This is a genomic window from Streptomyces sp. NBC_01428 (genome assembly GCF_036231965.1).
Classification (GTDB): Bacteria; Actinomycetota; Actinomycetes; order Streptomycetales; family Streptomycetaceae; genus Streptomyces.
In genome coordinates this window covers 4852629-4870389 of the sequence record NZ_CP109499.1, presented here as the reverse complement: position 1 = coordinate 4870389, position 17761 = coordinate 4852629, and the positions used below count along the sequence as shown (strand labels likewise).

At 74.2% G+C, this 17761-nt stretch carries 13 protein-coding genes, 1 tRNA gene and 1 other RNA gene; 6 read left to right on the top strand and 9 right to left on the bottom strand.

Annotated features, from left to right (window positions below):
- Window positions 1-114: 114 nt before the first annotated feature.
- From OG406_RS21140 to ffs, 5 genes are all read right to left on the bottom strand, one after another.
- Window positions 115-1644: a N,N-dimethylformamidase beta subunit family domain-containing protein gene (locus tag OG406_RS21140; RefSeq protein ID WP_267051270.1), complete on the bottom strand. Its 1530-nt coding sequence runs from the start codon at window positions 1642-1644 to the stop codon at window positions 115-117.
- 378 nt (window positions 1645-2022) lie between these two features.
- A complete protein-coding gene (locus OG406_RS21135) occupies window positions 2023-3873 on the bottom strand; it encodes a hypothetical protein (RefSeq protein WP_329190904.1) in 1851 nt (616 codons plus the stop codon).
- A 368-nt stretch (window positions 3874-4241) separates the two neighbouring features.
- A complete protein-coding gene (gene purD / locus OG406_RS21130; protein WP_267051271.1) occupies window positions 4242-5495 on the bottom strand; it encodes a phosphoribosylamine--glycine ligase in 1254 nt (417 codons plus the stop codon).
- Between the two features lie 124 nt (window positions 5496-5619).
- Complete coding sequence (locus tag OG406_RS21125; protein ID WP_329187198.1) at window positions 5620-7935, bottom strand: DNA polymerase III subunit gamma and tau; 2316 nt, start codon at window positions 7933-7935, stop codon at window positions 5620-5622.
- 144 nt (window positions 7936-8079) lie between these two features.
- Window positions 8080-8178, bottom strand: an RNA gene (gene ffs / locus OG406_RS21120) — signal recognition particle sRNA small type.
- 71 nt (window positions 8179-8249) lie between these two features.
- Between ffs and OG406_RS21115 the strand changes: the two genes are divergently transcribed.
- Window positions 8250-8337: transfer RNA gene (locus OG406_RS21115), tRNA-Ser, on the top strand.
- 187 nt (window positions 8338-8524) lie between these two features.
- On the opposite strand, the gene OG406_RS21110 is transcribed toward OG406_RS21115, so the two are convergent.
- The 3 genes from OG406_RS21110 to OG406_RS21100 form a co-directional block, all read right to left on the bottom strand.
- On the bottom strand, window positions 8525-10420 hold the full coding sequence (locus OG406_RS21110; RefSeq protein WP_329190902.1) for a copper resistance CopC/CopD family protein: 1896 nt from the start codon (window positions 10418-10420) through the stop codon (window positions 8525-8527).
- 132 nt (window positions 10421-10552) lie between these two features.
- On the bottom strand, window positions 10553-11218 hold the full coding sequence (locus OG406_RS21105) for a GNAT family N-acetyltransferase (protein ID WP_267051273.1): 666 nt from the start codon (window positions 11216-11218) through the stop codon (window positions 10553-10555).
- The gene (locus OG406_RS21100) at window positions 11205-13268 is read right to left on the bottom strand and encodes a penicillin acylase family protein (protein ID WP_329187195.1); all 2064 of its coding nucleotides are present in this window, start codon (window positions 13266-13268) and stop codon (window positions 11205-11207) included. Before OG406_RS21100 ends, OG406_RS21105 begins: the two co-directional genes overlap by 14 nt.
- 134 nt (window positions 13269-13402) lie before the next feature.
- On the opposite strand from OG406_RS21100, the gene OG406_RS21095 reads away from it, so the two are divergent.
- The 4 genes from OG406_RS21095 to OG406_RS21080 all read left to right on the top strand — a co-directional run bounded on the left by OG406_RS21095 (window position 13403) and on the right by OG406_RS21080 (window position 15634).
- On the top strand, window positions 13403-13996 hold the full coding sequence (locus OG406_RS21095) for an HhH-GPD-type base excision DNA repair protein (protein WP_266847779.1): 594 nt from the start codon (window positions 13403-13405) through the stop codon (window positions 13994-13996).
- 205 nt (window positions 13997-14201) lie between these two features.
- Window positions 14202-14837: an HdeD family acid-resistance protein gene (locus OG406_RS21090; RefSeq protein WP_443067094.1), complete on the top strand. Its 636-nt coding sequence runs from the start codon at window positions 14202-14204 to the stop codon at window positions 14835-14837.
- Window positions 14838-14900: 63 nt separating this feature from the next.
- On the top strand, window positions 14901-15329 hold the full coding sequence (locus OG406_RS21085; protein WP_329187191.1) for a hypothetical protein: 429 nt from the start codon (window positions 14901-14903) through the stop codon (window positions 15327-15329).
- A gap of 155 nt (window positions 15330-15484) precedes the next feature.
- Window positions 15485-15634: a hypothetical protein gene (locus OG406_RS21080; RefSeq protein ID WP_266614940.1), complete on the top strand. Its 150-nt coding sequence runs from the start codon at window positions 15485-15487 to the stop codon at window positions 15632-15634.
- Between the two features lie 72 nt (window positions 15635-15706).
- Here OG406_RS21080 and OG406_RS21075 read toward each other — a convergent pair whose 3' ends face one another.
- On the bottom strand, window positions 15707-17341 hold the full coding sequence (locus tag OG406_RS21075) for a helicase HerA-like domain-containing protein (protein WP_329187188.1): 1635 nt from the start codon (window positions 17339-17341) through the stop codon (window positions 15707-15709).
- Between the two features lie 105 nt (window positions 17342-17446).
- Between OG406_RS21075 and OG406_RS21070 the strand changes: the two genes are divergently transcribed.
- Entirely contained in the window at window positions 17447-17743 is a 297-nt protein-coding gene (locus tag OG406_RS21070; protein ID WP_003999914.1) for a type II toxin-antitoxin system VapB family antitoxin, read from the top strand.
- The last annotated feature ends 18 nt before the right edge of the window (window positions 17744-17761 follow it).

Below are 17761 nucleotides of genomic sequence, written 5' to 3'. Positions count from 1 at the left end.
GATTCTCCCGTATGGGGCGAGCGGCCGCGGACAGGGGCCGTGTGGTCGCGAAGGAAACGGGGGCGGTTCCGTCGCCGGGTGCGGGCGCGGGGCTGGACACCCGGCCGGGAATCCTCAGTCGTGTTTGCAGATGCGGTCGAGGAGATTCGCCGTGGCGCGCTGGATACGTGGGTCCACGTGGCCGGGGCGGTCGAGCGCGGGAGACCACGCGAACGTTCCGGACGCGAAGACCAGGGCGCCGGACGGGGCGCGGTACAGCGAGGTCTCCTGATGGCGGGGGACGCCCTCGCTGTCCGGGTACGGCGAGTGCGCGAGCAGGATGCGGGCCTGGTGATCGGGCAGGGGGGTGCGCGGGAAGTAACGGTCCGCCTCTCCGGCGACCATGCCCTCCACCTCGTCGCCCTCGTGCGCTCCGGTCGCCTCCCACAGCCAGTGGTCGGCGTTGCGGACGACCAGGGGGTGCGGCTCGGGCACCCGGCCCGCGTACTGGATGCCGATGAGCTGCTGTTCCGGACGGTCGATCTCGCGCCAGAGGGCGGGCTTGCCCGGGCCCCGGCGCTTGCGGCAGGTCAGCAGGCGGTCGGGGACACCGGACGGGGACGGGCCCAACTCGACCTGCCAGTACATGGTGTTGGCGGAGAGGAAGACGAGCGAGGTGCCGTGTTCGCGGGCGCGCTCCGTGGTGCGGCGCATCTGCGGCGACCAGTACTCGTCGTGGCCGGGGAAGACCAGGCCCCGGTAGCGGGTGGGGTCGACGCGGCCGGCGTGCAGGTCGCGGGCGTCGGCGTAGGCGAGGTCGTAGCCGTAGCGCTCGGCCCAGCGGATGAAGTCGTAGGCGTGGCCCACGTGGAGGGGCAGGCCCGCGCCCGCGTACGGGCGGTCGAAGGAGACGGTCGTCGCGGCGTCGGCCTCGCCGAGCAGCCGGCCGCTCTCGTCCCACGCGTGGTAGAGGCTGGCGCCGGTGTGGCCGTCCTCCGGATACAGGTTGTACGCCTGCCACGTGACGTCCGGGAGCAGCAGGAGCAGGTCGGCCGGCTGGTCGTTGCGGACGGTGAACGGGACGTGGGAGCGGTAGCCGTCGACGGTGGTGAGGACGGCGACGTAGGCACCGGTGCTCCAGTACGACGGGATCTGCAGGCGCCAGGACAGCCACCAGTGGTGGCAGGAGACCGTGCGGTCGGCGGTGAGCGGCGCGGGCTGCACGATGCCGGAGAGCCGGGGGCTCGTGGTGACCTTGCTGGCGCCGTCACCGCCGTAGTGGCCGATGCGGTAGATGTCGACGCTGAATTCCTGCGGCGGGTCGACGGTGACGTGGAAGTCGATGGACTCGCCCGGGGCGGCGGCGCCCGTGGTGGTGAACCCCTTGATCTGGCGGTGGACGTCGTCCGCGGAGCGGGGGCCGCCGGAGCCGGAGCGGGCGCGGGTGCCCGAGGTGGCGCGCGGCGCCGGGATACGGGAACCGCCGGACTCGGGATGCGGGGCCGGAGCCGTGTCCGCGTCCAGGTACCAGGGGACGACATGGCCGGTGTCGTCGAAGTACGTCTCGCTGCCGCGCAGCCAGGGGACGGGGCCCTGGCCGAAGGGATCCGTGACGGCGTGTGCGAGTGCGCCCGACTCCCAGCGGCGGATCTGCTCCGACCCCATGCCGGTCCCCTCCCTCGTGCCCCCGTCGTTCGGCAAGCCCTTGCCCTTGCGCGCGATCGGTCCCAGCACATCACATTACGCACGCAGTCCGTCACCGTTCGTCGCGAATTGACGTGAGTGGAACGGGGCGCTCCGTCTGGGGCTGAGACGGGCTGCGAACAGTGTGCGTCCGACCGGCCGGAAGAGCGCCGGGCCGGACAAACCGAATTCGGACGAAACCGGCCTCGCGCGGCCGCGAAGCCCGCAGGACCGGCCCGTTCCGAAGCGGTACCGCGCAGCGACGGTCGGGCTGTTCGGCCGGATCGGCCGGCCTCCGCCGGAGCTGCCGCGGCCGTCGGACCAGGCCGCGGCCGTCGGACCAGCCGGACCAGCCGGCCGTCAGACCAGCCGGACCGGCTTCTCCGGGCGGACGCCGAGGCGCAGGAGCCATTCGCGCAGGGGTGCGGGGTCGCCGGTCTCTATGAGAGTGAGGACGCGGGGGCCGAGGTCGGCGGCGCGCTCCCCCGCGACGAGCAGGGAGGGGCCGTCCAGCCAGTCGAGTCCGGGGGTCGCTCCCGCGGTGTCCATGGCGGCGCAGCAGACCATCGCCGTGACGTGGTCGGCCAGCAGGTCACGGCCGGTGCGGGGCGGCTGGAGCGGGAACAGCGGAAGCGTCCCGTCGTCCCAGAGGGCGTGATCGGGCCCCTGCTGCTCCGCGCCCGCGACGGGCGGCGCCGGGGCGGCCGCCTCCTCGCGGGCAACCTCCGCCGTGAGGCCGGCCGCGAGCGCCGCCGTGCGTTCACTGCTCACCGCGAGGTCCGGGTCGTCCTCGTCGCCGGGGACGCCGATCCCTTCGTACGCCTGCGCGCCGTGCACGCCGAGGGCCGCCTCCGGATCGAGGTCCGCGTCCGCGTCGGGCGTCGGCCGGTCCTCCACCGGGATGGCGAGGTGATCCAGTACCCGGGCCAGCGTGGGGCCGCCCGTCTCGGGCCGGCCGGGACCGGCCGGGTGCCGGACGCCGAGCGCGTCCAGAACGCGGTGCAGCCGGGCGGCGTCGGTGCGCCAGGTGCGGTCGACGACCTCGTCCGGATAGTCCTGCCAGTCGACCGGCGCCCAGTCGGGGCCGGCCTCCGCGGGGCCGCCGTGGAAGAGCCGGGCGGCCAGCAGCGAGGTCGCCTCGTCCACCGAACCGGGCTCTTCGAGCAGATCGCAGGCGGGCCGCTCGCCGAGCCGGGAGGTGAACCCCTCGGCCAGCCGGTCGCGCCGGGACAGCTCGGTCAGCGCGGCGACGACGCCCACGTCCAGCCGGGAGGGCCAGCGGCCCATCCGCCAGGCGGGCAGCGCGACCCGGGTGAGCAGCCGGTCCCAGCCCGCGTAGGCCAGGCCCACCTGTTCCTGGGCGACGATCCGCAGGCCGTAGTCCACGGCCTGTGCGCGCTCGGCCGCCGCCGCGGCGACACCCCGCTCCATCTCGGCGGCGTGCACGCGGCAGCTGCGCAGCAGCAGCCGGGTCACCCAGCCCGCTCCGGCCAGGACCGTGCGGGACAGGGGGCCGCGTCCGGGCTCCGAGGTCACGGCGACGGCCGCGTCCAGTCCGCGCACGAAACGGCGGGCGGCGGCTATGTCCGGGTGGGCCGACGGGCCCGTACCCGCGACGACAGGGGCGAGGACCGCGCGCAGTTCGCCGACGCGCATCCACCACAGGAAAGGGGAGCCGATGACGAGGACGGGGGCGGCCGACGCACGGCGCGCGCGGTTCGCCGAGCGCGTGGCACCGCGGCCTCCGGTCACGCCCGCCCGGTCGGTGTCCGTGCCGTCCGTCCCGCCGCCCGTGGCGGAGCGGCCGTGCGCCCGGTGGGTGCGGTCCTCCAGCCAGCTGTCGCAGTCCGGGGTCAGGGCTATCGCGGAGGGCGCCGGGACGTCGAGACGGTCGGCCAGGTCGCGGACCATGCGGTACAGGTCGGGGGCCGACGCCTCGGAGACCGGGACCGTGGGGCTCATCGCGGGCCGGGCGCGGGCGATCACGAGCGCGACGCCCGCCGCCGCGAGCAGGACGACGACGGCGAGGACCGTCACGATCCAGCGCACGGTCCCCCAGTGCCCGCCGACGATGTGGCCGGTGGCGCCACCGGCCAGCAGCACGACGGCGACGGCCGCGGGCAGCAGGGCGACGGCCGACGCCCTGCTGCGGATCCGCAGCACGGCGAGAGCCCGGGAGCGCGCGGCCTGCGCGCCCACCTCCACACCCATACCGGTCACGACCGGACGTCACCCCCTACTGCCCGCCGTGCTCCGGCCTTCACGCGGCCGGTGCCGACGGATGTCCTGGCGTTGGTCACTCCCCCACTGTGGCACCCGCCACCGACATCGCAATGCCGGTGGGCCAAGTGCCGGAATGCTTTCGCCGCACCCTAGTTGGGGCCCCGGCCCCAGTCAGCCGGATGGGCCATCGGTCACTCGATGGAATGGCTCTGGGGAGAGGTGGATGACAGTGGGCGATGATCAGGCCCCCGGTTCCGTACAGAAACGGCCAGACGGGAGAGGCCGGGTCCGGACACGACGGAACCCCGGACTCCGCCTGGAGTCCGGGGTCCGGTGACGCCGTGGGGGACCTGCGGCTATGCCTCGGCCGCCGCCTTCGCCGCGATGTCCGTGCGGTGCTGCGAGCCGTCGAGACCGATGCGGGCGACCGCCGCGTAGGCGCGCTCGCGGGCCTCGGCGAGGCCGGATCCCGTCGCTGTGACCGAGAGCACACGACCACCCGCGCTGACCACGGCGTCGCCGTCGTGCCGGGTGCCCGCGTGCAGGACGTACGCGTGCGGGGCGTCCTGCGCGGCCACCTCGTCCAGGCCGGTGATCGGGTCGCCCGTACGCGGGGTCTCCGGATAGTTGTGCGAGGCCACGACCACGGTGACCGCCGCGTCCCCGCTCCAGCGCAGCGGCTCCAGATCGGCGAGGGTGCCGGTCGCGGAGGCCAGCAGAACGCCGGACAGCGGGGTCTTCAGACGGGCGAGGACCACCTGGGTCTCCGGGTCGCCGAAGCGGGCGTTGAACTCGATGACCCGCACGCCACGACCGGTGATCGCCAGACCCGCGTACAGCAGGCCGGAGAAGGGGGTGCCGCGGCGGCGCAGCTCGTCGACGGTCGGCTGGAGGACGGTCTCCATGACCTCGTCCACGAGCTTCGGGTCCGCCCAGGGCAGCGGCGAGTACGCGCCCATGCCGCCCGTGTTCGGGCCCTCGTCGCCGTCCAGCGCCCGCTTGAAGTCCTGGGCGGGCTGGAGCGGGACGACGGTGGTGCCGTCGGTGATCGCGAAGAGGGAGACCTCGGGGCCGTCGAGGAACTCCTCGATGACGACCCGGTCGCAGGCGTTGGCGTGCGCCCGGGCGACGTCGAGGTCGCCGGTCACGACGACGCCCTTGCCGGCCGCGAGTCCGTCGTCCTTCACGACGTACGGCGCGCCGAAGGCGTCGAGTGCCTCCTCGACCTCCTCGGGCGTCGTGCAGACGTACGAGCGTGCCGTGGGGACGCCGGCACCCGCCATCACGTCCTTCGCGAAGGCCTTGGAGCCCTCCAGCTGCGCGGCCTCCAGCGAGGGGCCGAAGCAGGGAATGCCCGCCGTGCGCACGGCGTCGGCGACACCGGCGACCAGCGGGGCCTCCGGGCCCACGATCACCAGTTCGGCGCCGAGCTTCGTGGCCAGCGCGGCCACGGCGGCGCCGTCGAGGGCGTCGACCGCGTGCAGTTCCGCCACGTCCGCGATCCCCGCGTTACCGGGGGCGCAGTACAGGGCGGTGACGTCGGGGTCGAGGGACAGGGAGCGGCACAGGGCGTGTTCGCGGGCGCCGCCACCGATGACAAGGACCTTCACGGGGGTCAGCCTAGCCGTCGGCCGGGGCTGCCCTTGTGGGGGCTTCCGAAGACGGAGCCCCAGGGGGTTGGTGCGATCCTCCGAGGAGGGGGCGGTCCGGGGTGCCGTCACCCGGTCCGGCCGCTCACTCGTTCGAGAACTCCTCCATGACCGTGGCGCCCAGTTCGCGGACGATCAGGTCGTGGCCCGAGAGCGCGGACTCGTCCAGGTCGGGGTCGTCGTCCTCCGGGGTGTCGTCCTCCGGGGAGACCGGGTGCGGTTCGGGAGCCGGGGGCCGGGTGGACGCGGACGCGCCCCCGCCCTGGCCGTGTCCGCCCGACGGGCCGCTCTGCGAGGAGGGCGGCTGTGCGGCCGCTGCCGGGGACGCGGGGCGCTGGCCGGACGGGGCGCCGCCGTACCCGCCGCCGCCTCCTCCGCCGTCGCCACCGCCTCCGTAGCTCCCGCCACCGCCGCCGTAGCCGCCGCCTCCTCCGCCGTAACCGCCTCCGGGCGGCGCGGTGGGCGGGGCCGAGCCGCCCGAGGCGTCGACGATCGCCTCGACCTTCCACTGCACGTTGAACTGCTCCGACAGCGCCTGGCGCAGCACGTCCTCGCTGCCGCTGCTCGCGAAGTTGTCGCGCGCCCCGGCGTTCACGAAGCCGATCTGCAGGGTCGTGCCGTCGAAGCCCGTCACCTGCGCGTTCTGGCTGAGGAGGATCCAGGTGAAGCGGCGGCGGTTCTTCACGGCCTCCAGGATGTTCGGCCAGAGGGTGCGCGGGTCGGGGCCGCCCATGGCCGGCGCGGGAGCGGGAGCCTGCGCGGGCGCCGCGGGCGCGGCCTGCTGCGGAGCGGGGCTCGCGGCGGGCGTCTGCGCGGGTTGTGCGGGCTGCGCCGACGGCTGTCCGCCGCCCGCGGGTGCCGCCGTGGGCCAGCCGCCGGGGCGCCTGCCACTGCCGGCGGCCGTCGCGGTGGGCCAGGCGCCGGGCGCGGAGCCCGCGGGGGGACCGGCCGGCGGCTGTTCCGGTGCCGCGGGGGCCGCCGCCGGGGCCGGCTGCGGAACGGAGGCGGGAGGTGGCGTCGGGGCGACGGGCGCCGCGGGTTCGGGCGCAGGAACGGCTCCGGTTCCCGCGCCGGGTCCGGCTCCGCGTGCCGCCGCGCGGGCCGCGGCCGGGCCGCCGCCGGGCGGGACCACCGGCGCGGCCTGCGGTGCCGCCGGAGCGGGCTGGTAGGCCGGCGGCGCGGCGTGCGCCTCGGCTCCGGGCACGTATCCCATGGCCGGGGCCGCTCCGCCGCCGGAGAAGTTCACCCCGCGCTCGATGCGGTCGAGGCGGGCCATCACGGACCGCTCGTCCCCGTAGGCGGCGGGCAGCAGCACGCGCGCGCAGATCAGTTCGAGCTGGAGGCGCGGCGAGGTGGCTCCGCGCATCTCCGTCAGTCCGTCGTTCACGAGGTCGGCGGCGCGGCTCAGCTCGGCGGCGCCGAAGACCCCGGCCTGGGCCTGCATGCGCTCCACGACGTCGACCGGGGCGTCGATGAGCCCCTTCTCCGCCGCGTCCGGGACGGCCGCGAGGATCACCAGGTCGCGGAGCCGCTCCAGCAGGTCGGCGACGAACCGCCGCGGGTCGTTGCCGCCCTCGATGATGCGGTCCACGACCTCGAAAGCGGCGGCGCCGTCCCCGGCCGCGAACGCCTCGACGACCGAGTCGAGCAGCGAGCCGTCCGTGTACCCGAGGAGGGACGTCGCCATGGCGTACGTCACACCGTCGTCGGCGGCGCCCGCGAGCAGCTGGTCCATCACGGACATCGAGTCACGCACGGAACCGGCGCCGGACCGGACGACCAGGGGCAGCACGCCGTCGGCGACGGGGATGCCCTCCTGGCCGCAGACCTGGCCCAGGTACTCCCGCAGGGTGCCCGGGGGGACCAGCCGGAACGGGTAGTGGTGGGTCCGCGACCGGATCGTCCCGATGACCTTCTCGGGCTCGGTCGTGGCGAAGATGAACTTGAGGTGCTCCGGGGGCTCTTCGACGACCTTCAGGAGCGCGTTGAAACCGGCCGACGTGACCATGTGGGCCTCGTCGATGATGTAGATCTTGTAACGGCTGCTCGCGGGGCCGAAGAAGGCCTTCTCGCGCAGGTCACGGGCGTCGTCCACACCGCCGTGCGAGGCGGCGTCGATCTCGATGACGTCGATAGAGCCCGGTCCGTTGCGCGCGAGGTCGCGGCAGGACTGGCACTCCCCGCACGGCGTCGGGGTCGGACCCTGCTCGCAGTTGAGACAGCGGGCCAGGATGCGCGCGCTGGTCGTCTTGCCGCATCCGCGCGGACCGCTGAACAGGTACGCGTGATTGACCCGGTTGTTCCGCAGCGCCTGCTGCAACGGGTCGGTGACATGCTCCTGCCCGATGACCTCGGCGAACGACTCCGGGCGATAGCGGCGGTACAGCGCGAGAGACGACACGTCTACGAGGTTATAGGCGCCCACTGACAAGCAGGACCGTCCGAAGCCCTTCGCGGACGTGACCCCCGACTCGGTACCGGCCCGCGGGGCGCACCCGGCGGATTCGGAGCCCGCCTCGCACCCGCCCGGACACCCGGCCCCGGAAACGTAAGCGCCCCCCACGCACCCGCCAGAGCCAACCTACCCTTGCTGCCTTCCGGCCCTGGGGGAGTTCAGTCAGATAGCGCCACGTGAGGGGCTCCGCAAAGAGTACAGGATCCTGGGAGGGGGAACGAGTTCGCGAGCACTCCTCAACGTCTTGTATTGTTTGCCGCGGAGGATTCGCCTAGTGGCCTAGGGCGCACGCTTGGAAAGCGTGTTGGGGGCAACCCCTCACGAGTTCGAATCTCGTATCCTCCGCCAGTGCCTCACCGGGCACTAACGTCGAAGGGCCCCACCGCGAGGTGGGGCCCTTCGACGTTGGCGGCGCCGTGCGCGGCGCCAACAGGCGTACGAGCTGCGGGAAGTCAGGCGTGCGAGCCGCGGGACGTACCGAACCGTGCCGTGCCCGGATCCCGGCCGTGCGACCGCCCGGCCGGGCCTCCCCGCCTCAGCTCACCCTCACCTTCCGCTCCACCGTGACCTGGTCGACGTCGGTGGTGCGGACCGTGGTCTTCATGGTCCAGGTGCCGGGGAGCGGGAGGGTGAGGGTGTCGGAGGTCCAGTAGCCGCCCTTGTCGGTGATCTCCGCGTCGATCGGGCCGACCTGCTGGGATTCCAGGGTGAAGGTGATGCGCAGTTCGGGGACGGTCGCGAGGCCGCCGTCGGGGCCGAAGATCACGGCCTGCACCGAGTTCTCGCCCACCCGGCCCGGTGACAGTTCCACCTGGACCTTGCCGTGGCCGCCCGGGGTGCCGACGTCGAAGGGGACCGTCGTCGTCGACGAGGCGGGGTGGTCGGCCGCCGCGGTGGCGGCCGCGGTCTCCTCGGCGGCACGGCCGGGCTGGGTCCCCGTCAGCATCGTGGTGATCATGAGGACGAGGATGCCGACCGTGACCTCGGCGAGGACCGAACGCCGCAGCCCCTGGCGCTGTCCGGCGTCGATCGTTCCGCCCGCCCCGCCGTCGTGTCCGCCGTCGTGTCCGCCGTCGTGTCCGCCGTCGTGTCCGCCGTCGTGTCCGCCGTCGTCTCCGCCGTCGTGTCCGCCGTCGTGTCCGACCTCGGTCCGTCCGTCGCGCCGGTCCTCCGTGCCTTCCGGCTCCGGCCCCCGCTCCTCCCCGGGGCCGTCCGTCCCCTCCCGCGTCTCGCCGGGGCCGCCGGCCGGCACCGTCACCGGTACGCGTCCGGCCGGGACCGTGACCGCGGCGCGCGGTGTCGCGAGCCGTGCCGTCCAGCGCCGCGAGACGGCCGCGCCGGCGAGCAGCAGCGCCACGGCGGCGACCTTCACGAGCAGGAGACGGCCGTACGACGTCGAGGTCAGCGCGTCCCAGGAGCCGAGGCCGCGCCAGGACTGGTAGACGCCCGTGGCGGCGAGGACGGCGACCGAGACGAGGGCGAGCCGCGAGAAGCGGGTGACGACGGCCGGGGCGACGGGTTCGGCCGGGCGGTGGAGCGCGCTCAGCAGGGCGGCCAGACCGCCGAGCCAGACGGCCATGGCAAGCAGGTGCAGCACGGAGGAGACCATTGCGACCGGGACCTGGATGCCCGCGGACGCGTGCTCGGCGGCGGCCCAGGTGACCGCGAGGCCGAGGGCGAGGACTCCGCCGGGCACCAGGACGGCGGGACCCGGCGCCCGGTCCCGCAGCGGCGCTCGCAGCGGGACGAGGACGGCGGCGGCGAGCAGCGCGAGACGGGCCACCAGCACGATGCCGGGGCGGCTCGTCAGGGTGTCGCTCAGGATCGATGGGTCGAGGGCGTCGCCGAGTCCGGTGCCGCGTTCGTAGGGGCCGCGCAGCAGGAGCAGGGCGAGGGTCGAGCCGAGCAGCGTCCACCAGCCGGTCAGCAGCAGCCGCCGTACGGAGCCGCGGTGGCCGCAGCCCAGGACGAAGGTGGCCGCGCCGATGAGCAGGGCGAGTCCGCTGTAGGCGGCGTAGCGGGCGATGTCGTAGAGGCCGGTGGAGGCGGGGTTGCTCGCGGCGGCGGAGGGCAGCGGCGCGGTGGTCGCGGAGGGTTTGCCGATGGAGAAGGTGAAGGCGCCCGAGACGGGGTGGCTGTCCGCGGAGACGACGCGCCAGGCCACGGTGAACGTGCCGGTCCCGAGGCCGCGGGGCAGGGTGACGCTCGCGGTGTCGGACCGGTCGTCGGCATGGCTCGGCGCACCGGTGTGGACGCGCCGGTTCTCCGGGGTGAGCACGCGGAAGGAGTCGTCGAGCAGCCCGATGGACTCGCTGAACGTCAGGGTCACCCGGCGGGGCTCCGACTTCAGCACACTGCCGTCCTGCGGGTCGGTGCCGGTCAGCGCCGCGTGCGCGGAGGCGCCGCTCACGCCCGTGAAGAGGACCAGCATCAGGACGCCGCCCAGGAGCGTCAGCACCCGGGCTCCGTGCCGCCGGTTTCGCCGCCCGCTTCCGTTCACACGCCGTCTCCGTATTCGCATGGGCAGAGTCTCGGTTACGTACGGACCCGGGCGGTGTCCTGCTCACCTCGCCGAGGGCGAACCCTCCTCGAAGGACGCGCGGGTGAGGAAGAGGAGACGGGCGTGCTTCTCGGCCAGGTGGACCTCGGGCAGGTCGATCTCGGGGAGCACGATGTCGCCGGCGGGCACGAAGCCCTGCCGGGTCAGCCGTTCGACGGCCTTGGTGTTGCGGGCGTCGGGTTCCACGACGACGCGCCGCCGGCCGAGACCGGTCAGGGCGTACGCCGTGAACGCGTCCAGCAGCGCCGCCGACCAGCCCGGCAGGGGGCCGCTCCCGGGGGCCGGGGGGCCGATGAGCAGGTGGATGCCGATGTCGCCGGGCTCGACCTCGTAGCACTCGCCGACGCGGTCGGCCCCGGGTTCGTAGGTCTGGAAGAGCGCGGCCGGCACGCCGTCCTTGACCGCGAGGAAGGCGTGGTGGGTGTCGAGCGCGTCGAGGTGCAGGAAGGTCTCCAGGACCTGCTGCCGCGTGAACCCGGTCATGCCCCAGTACGCGGCGCGCTCCGCGCTCACCCAGGCGTGGACGACGTCGAGGTCGGCGTGCGGGTCGACGGGCAGCACCCGGACCGTGCCGAAGCCCTCGACGGGCTGCTCGTGCACGGCGGCGCGGCCCGCGGCGTACGGCTCCGTGGTCGTGGCTCCGGTGTCCGTCGTGTCAGTGGCCGTCATCGCTCTCCTTGGTCAGCGTCTTCCAGTCGGTGGTCACCGGGGCGAGTTCTCCGGCGAGCCACAGGGCGAGTTGATCACGGTGGTGGCGGGCGCCGGGTACGCCGTCGGCGCCGAGGGGCACGACCCAGAGGCTGGCGTCGCGGTCGGCGAGGTCCCAGACGTAGCGGGCGGCGGGTCCGCGCGCGCTGAGGTCGGTGACGCCGGGCACCGACGAGGTGCACAGCACGCAGTCGTTGTCGCCGGAGAGCGCCGGTTCGTCGTACGCGGTGTCGGTGAGCGCGCGCCACGGGGCGAGGCGGTGGGTGTCGCCCCAGGTGCGTGCGGTGGGCCGGGCGGCCACCTCCTCGGCGGCCTCACGCACGACGGTGTCGCGGTCGATGCCGTACAACTCCCGTGCGGTCAGCAGGTTTTCGAGGGCGAGGCCGACGCGGGGGGTGAGTGCGAGCCAGGGCAGGAAGACGTCCGGGTAGGCGGGCGGCTCGGCGAGGACGGCGAGCGCGGGGTGGGCGGCGAGCCGCCGGACGACCGCGCTCCGCAGCTCCGCGTACGCCGCCGCCGCGGTGCTTCCGGCGTCCATGTGCCGGTCCCAGCACAGGAGTCGGTCCCTCAACTCGGCGGCCGGGCCCGACAGGTCGAGGGCGGCGAGCCGGTCCAACAGGGGTGCCGCGGAGGCGAGATGGGTGTCCATGTGCAGGGCCGGCATGTCCGAGGCCGTCAACCCGCCGCCAGTGCAGAGGAGTTGCCGGATCCGGGCGGCGCGGTGCGGCGGGGCGAACTCGATGCCGAGCGGGGCCGCGGGGCCGCGCTGGTTCGCCATCACCGCGACACCGTCCTCGACGGAGCCGTACGGCATCGTGTGCCAGCCCGTCCACGCGTGCCTGGGCTCCCAGGCGGGCACGATCCGCACGCGGTTGTCCGTGGCGCGCACCGGGACGCGGCCCGCGACGCGGTGCAGCAGTCCGCCCTCGGTGTCGGCGGCCTGCACGACGTTCACCGGCTCGGCCCACTGGTCGAACGCGCGATCCACGTCGGCGACCCGGCGGGCCCGCAGCAGCGGCAGGAGCGCGCCGAAGCCGAGGTCGTGGGTGACGCGCGGTGGATACCGGAGGCTGACGCCCTCCCCGGCACCGGCGTCGCCGATCACCACGGGTCCGCGGGCCGTCTCGACCACCTCGACCTCGACGGACGGTCCCCCCGCCACCTCCACGCGCTCCACGTGCCGGGCGGCGGGCCGCCACACGCCGTCCGGGTCGAGTGCCTCGACTTCGCCGCCGTCCGCCCTGCGCAGACGCTCCCGGTAGAGGTCCTGGTAGTCGGCCATCGCGTTGGTGATGGCCCAGGCGACCGTGCCGGTGTGGGCGAAGTGGGCGATGCCCGGGATGCCGGGGACCGCGATGCCGACGACGTCGAACTCCGGGCAGGCCAGACGTATCTGCTGGTAGACGCCGGGGTCCTCGATGTAGCGGTGCGGGTCCCCGGCGACGAGCGCGTGCCCGCCCGCGGTGCGCTCGCCGCTCACCAGCCAGCCGTTGCTGCCGGCCGTGCCGGGGCCGTCCATGGCGAACAGGCCGACCGCGTCCGCGCCCAGCCGGCGCACGACCTCCTCGCGCCACAGCTTCGCCGGGAAGCCGGCGAAGAGGATGTGCGTGCCGAGCCAGACCCCGAGCGGGCTCCACGGCTCCCAGCGGCCCGGGGCGAGCCCGGTCGCGCCGAACCCGGGTGCGCGCCGGGCGCCTTCCGCCAGCCCGGCGTTGACCCCGTCGACGTACGCGACGATCCACGCGGCGGTCTCGGGGTCCCGCTCCTCCAGGGCCGCGAAGCAGCGCCGGGCCGTGTCGTCGAGGCGGGCCTGCCGGGCGAACCGGTCCCAGCCCACCGCCTCCGCGCCGAGGAACGCGGCCGAGGTGCCCTGTGAGCGGTGCCGTTCGACCTCCAGCTGCCAGGCCCGGTCCACGGCCGTGACCCGTCCCTGGGCGTGCGCCAGTTCCTGCGCGCTCTCGGCACGCAGGTGCGGGATGCCCCAGGCGTCACGGTAGATCTCGGCGGTCACGATCCGTCCCCACTCTTCTCAGGTTAGGCTCACCTAACTAGCATGCCCCGAGATCGTACGTGCCTGGTGAGGGCCCCGTGGACCCGGGCGGTGGCGACCGAGCGGCCCGTCCCCGCACGCGGGATCATCGGTCCATGGACGTCACTCTTCACCTCGCCCAGCAGCCCGAAGCCGACGAGCTCCTCGGCCGCAGTCCGCTCGCCGCCCTGATCGGCATGCTGCTGGACCAGCAGGTGCCGATGGAGTGGGCCTTCGCGGGGCCGTACACGATCGCGCAGCGGATGGGGTCGGACGATCTCGACGCCCACGAGATCGCGTCGTACGACCCGGAGAAGTTCGCCGAACTGCTCTCCGCCAAGCCCGCCGTGCACCGGTACCCCGGTTCCATGGGCAAGCGGATCCACCAGCTGTGCCAGTACCTCGTCGAGCACTACGACGGGGACGCCTCCGCCGTCTGGAAGGACGCCGACGACGGCGCGGAGCTGCTCCGCCGCCTCAAGGACCTCCCCGGCTTCGGTGCCCAGAAGGCCCAGATCTTCCTGGCGCTGCTCGGCAAGCAGCTCGGGGTGCGGCCGGCGGGGTGGCGGGAGGCGGCGGGCCCCTACGGCGAGGCCAAGTCCTTCCGCTCCGTCGCCGACATCACCGGGCCGGAGTCGTTGACGAAGGTGCGGGCGCACAAGCAGGAGATGAAGGCGGCGGCCAAGGCGGCGAAGGCCTCCGGCAAGTGACCGGGTCCCCGTGAACCGGGGTTCCCCCTCTCCGGCGCCGGTGCCGGCCCCGTGAACAGACCTCTCTTCGCCCCCTCCGCCCCTGCCCGTCCCGTACCCGGGGCTCCGCCCCGGACCCCGCTCCTCAAACGCCGGAGGGGCTGAAATCCACGCGCCCGGCCCGGCACGCGTTCTCCGGCGGGCGGAACCCGTTCGGGTCACCCCGGTGGCTCCCCGCCCCGCCCGTTCACAGCATGGGCCCATGACCCAGGCAACCATCGATCCGGACGGCCCCCTCCTCGAAGGGCCGCTGCACCTGCTCTCGCGCAGTGCCTGGCAGGCCGTCCTCGCCGCCGGTGTCGCGGCCCTGGCGCTCGGCGTCATCGTCCTGGTCTGGCCCGGTGCCTCCCTCCTCGTCGCGGGCATCCTCTTCGGCCTCTACCTGGTCGTCAGCGGCATCCTCCAGCTCGTCGCCGCGTTCGGCACCCATGTGGCGACCTCGCTGCGCGTGATGGCCTTCATCAGCGGCGCCCTGTCGATCGTGCTCGGCCTCTTCTGCTTCCGGGGCGCGACGCAGTCGATCCTGCTGCTCGCCCTGTGGATCGGCATCGGCTGGCTGTTCCGCGGCATCACCCAGACCCTGGCGGCCGCGTCGGACCCGAGCGTGCCGGCCCGCGGCTGGCAGATCGTCCTCGGGATCATCAGCTTCCTCGCGGGCGTCGTGCTGATCGTGTCGCCGTTCGAATCCGTCGCCGTCCTGACGGTGGTCGGCGGGATCTGGCTCGTCGCGGTCGGCATCACCGAGATCATCGTCGCGTTCCGCATCCGCTCCGGCGCCCGGGCGATCCCCCGCTCCCTCTGAGGTGTACGCCGACCGGGTGCATCTCGCCACCGACCCGGTGAGCTCCCCGCCTCCGGTGGGGACATGACGCTCATGAGCCCCACCCCGCGCCGCCCGCACCCGCTGCGCCGCCGCGGGCGGACGCGGGGAGGGGCTCGCGCCGGAAGGAACGGACCGAACACGGGGGCCCGGAACAAGGTCGCCCGGATCCTCGTCCTGCTCGTCGTCGCGCTGCTCGCGACGGGCCCGCACCCGGAGGCGTTCACCGCGCCGATGGCGTCCGTCGCCGCCGTCTCCGGCGGCGCTGAGGGCGCCGCGGAGCACGACGTGCCCGACACGGCGCTCCGCCCGCCGCACCGCCAGGCCCACCGGCCCCTCGCACCACCGCGCCCGGCCGCCCCGCGCCCCTCGGGACGACACCCCCGCCCCCCACGGGCAGCCGCGCCCACCGGCCCCGCTCCCGTCCCCTCGCCCACGCTGAACACGCTCCGCTGCGTGGTCCTGCGCTGCTGACGGATCCGGCCCCGCCGATCGGCCCCGGCCCCAGGCCCGAGCCCCCGGCCCGGTCTCTCACCAGCGAACCCCGGTAGTCCCGCCTTCCGGCATCACGGCGTGCCGCCATCCCCGCGCACCACCGTCCCGGAACCGAGGAACAGGACAGGACCCCCATGCCCACGGACCCGTACGCGGTCCTGCGCGCCCTTCTGCGCGCGGAAGCAGCCCGCGATCACGCCCCCGAACCGAATCCGCGCCCCGTGCCGCGCCCGGACCCGGACGAACAGCACCCGGGCTCGCCCCCGGACACCCCGCGCACCTGACACCAGGAGGCGGCCGCCCCGCCCGGGACGGCCGCCTCCGGCGCTGTCGCGCCGCGCTTCACCCGCCGCGCGCTACCGCCGCCTGCGGGCCGTCCCGAAGAGCGACCGGGTGATCTCCCGTCCGATCTGGGTGCCCACCGACCGCGCCAGCGACTTGAACATCCCGCTGCCGACGACCTGCTCGACGACCGAGGCGTCCTCCTTCGGCGCCCGGCTCCGGCCGCCGCCGGAGCGCGCGGGCCGCGGAGCCTCCTGCTCGCCCCGCCCGGCGGTACCGGCCGCCGCGGCGCCGGCGGCCTGCGCGGCCGTGAGCTTCTCGTAGGCCGACTCCCGGTCCACCGCCTGCGCGTAGCGGCCGTGCAGCGGCGACGCCTGGACCGCCCGGTCGAGCGCGTCCGGCGCCACCGGCCCCATCAGCGACCGCGGTGCCCGCAGCCGGGTCGCGGCGACCGGCGTCGGGGCGCCCTTCTCGCTCAGCACGGTGACGACGGCCTCGCCGGTGCCGAGGCCGGTCAGCACCTCTTCGAGGTCGTACGGGGAGTTGGGGAACGTCTTCACCGTCGCCTTCAACGCCTTCTGGTCGTCCGGCGTGAAGGCGCGCAGCGCGTGCTGGACGCGGTTGCCGAGCTGGGCGAGGACATCACCGGGCACGTCCTTCGGCGTCTGCGTCACGAAGAAGACGCCGACCCCTTTCGAGCGAATCAGCCGGACGGTCCGGGTGATGGAGTCGAGGAACGCCTTGGACGCGTCGTCGAAGAGCAGATGGGCCTCGTCGAAGAAGAAGACGAGCTTCGGCTTGTCCGAGTCGCCGACCTCCGGGAGGTCGTGGAAGAGGTCGGCGAGCAGCCACATGAGGAAGGTCGAGAAGAGCTGCGGCTTGTCCTGCACGGCGGGCAGTTCGAGGACCGACACGACGCCCCGGCCGTCCTGTGCCGTCCGGGTCAGCTCGCTCGTGTCGAACTCCGGCTCACCGAAGAAGGGGCTCATGCCCTGCGCCTCGAAGGCGGTGAGGGAGCGCAGGATGACGCCCGCCGTGGCGGTGGAGAGTCCGCCGATCCCCTTCAGCTCCTGCTTGCCCTCGTCCGAGGTCAGGAAGGCGACGACCGCGCGCAGGTCCTTGAGGTCGACGAGCTCCAGGCCCTTCTGGTCGGCGTAGTGGAAGATCAGGCCGAGCGACTGCTCCTGGGTCTGGTTGAGCTGGAGCACCTTGGCGAGCAGGACCGGTCCGAAGCTGGTGACGGTGGCGCGCAGGGGGATGCCGTGGCCGAGGCCGCCGAGCGCGTAGAACTCAGCGGGGCAGCCGCCCGGCGTCCACTCCTGGTGGACCTCCGCGGCCCGTTCCCGGACCTTGTCCCCGGGTTCGCCCGGCACCGAGATCCCCGAGACGTCGCCCTTGACGTCGGCGAGGAACACCGGAACGCCCTGCGCCGACAGCTGTTCGGCGATGAGCTGGAGCGTCTTGGTCTTGCCGGTGCCGGTGGCGCCCGCGACCAGACCGTGCCGGTTGAGCATCGGCAGCGGCACGCGGATCTGCGCGTCGGGCAGACAGGCTCCGTCCCAGAGCAGCGCGCCGAGGTCGAGCGCCGGCCCGGCGAAGGCGTAGCCGGCGGCGATCTCCAGGGCCTCCTGCGGGAGTGCGGGGGCGCCGCCGGGCCCCTCGGGACCGGCCCCAGCGGCAGCCGACGGCACGGTCTCGCTGTCACTCATATCAGACCCCTGTTTCCGGTTTGCACGGCTTTGCGGCGGCTTTTCCAGCGTCGCACTCCGTCGCCGTGGCTGCGCCCGGAAGGTCTTGACCGGTAGGCTTTCCGTGTGATCTTCAAGCGCATCGGAAACGGCCGGCCGTACCCCGACCACGGCCGGGAAAGCACCCGGCAGTGGGCGGACGTCGCGCCGCGCCCGGTCCGCCTCGATCAGCTCGTGACGACCAAGGGCCAGCTGGACCTGGAGACCCTCCTCGCCGAGGACTCCACCTTCTACGGCGACCTCTTCGCCCACGTCGTCAAGTGGCAGGGCGATCTGTACCTGGAGGACGGCCTGCACCGCGCCGTCCGCGCCGCGCTCCAACAGCGCCAGGTGCTGCACGCGCGCGTCCTTGAACTGGACTAATGGCCACGGCTTGACCCC

Bases quoted from the DNA above. Each gene is read 5' to 3' on its own strand.
- OG406_RS21140 (WP_267051270.1), bottom strand. From the start codon at position 1,644: ATGGGGTCGGAGCAGATCCGCCGCTGGGAGTCGGGCGCACTCGCACAC.
- OG406_RS21135 (WP_329190904.1), bottom strand. From the start codon at position 3,873: ATGGGTGTGGAGGTGGGCGCGCAGGCCGCGCGCTCCCGGGCTCTCGCC.
- OG406_RS21110 (WP_329190902.1), bottom strand. From the start codon at position 10,420: ATGCTGGTCCTCTTCACGGGCGTGAGCGGCGCCTCCGCGCACGCGGCG.
- OG406_RS21105 (WP_267051273.1), bottom strand. From the start codon at position 11,218: ATGACGGCCACTGACACGACGGACACCGGAGCCACGACCACGGAGCCG.
- OG406_RS21095 (WP_266847779.1), top strand. From the start codon at position 13,403: ATGGACGTCACTCTTCACCTCGCCCAGCAGCCCGAAGCCGACGAGCTC.
- OG406_RS21085 (WP_329187191.1), top strand. From the start codon at position 14,901: ATGACGCTCATGAGCCCCACCCCGCGCCGCCCGCACCCGCTGCGCCGC.
- OG406_RS21080 (WP_266614940.1), top strand. From the start codon at position 15,485: ATGCCCACGGACCCGTACGCGGTCCTGCGCGCCCTTCTGCGCGCGGAA.
- OG406_RS21075 (WP_329187188.1), bottom strand. From the start codon at position 17,341: ATGAGTGACAGCGAGACCGTGCCGTCGGCTGCCGCTGGGGCCGGTCCC.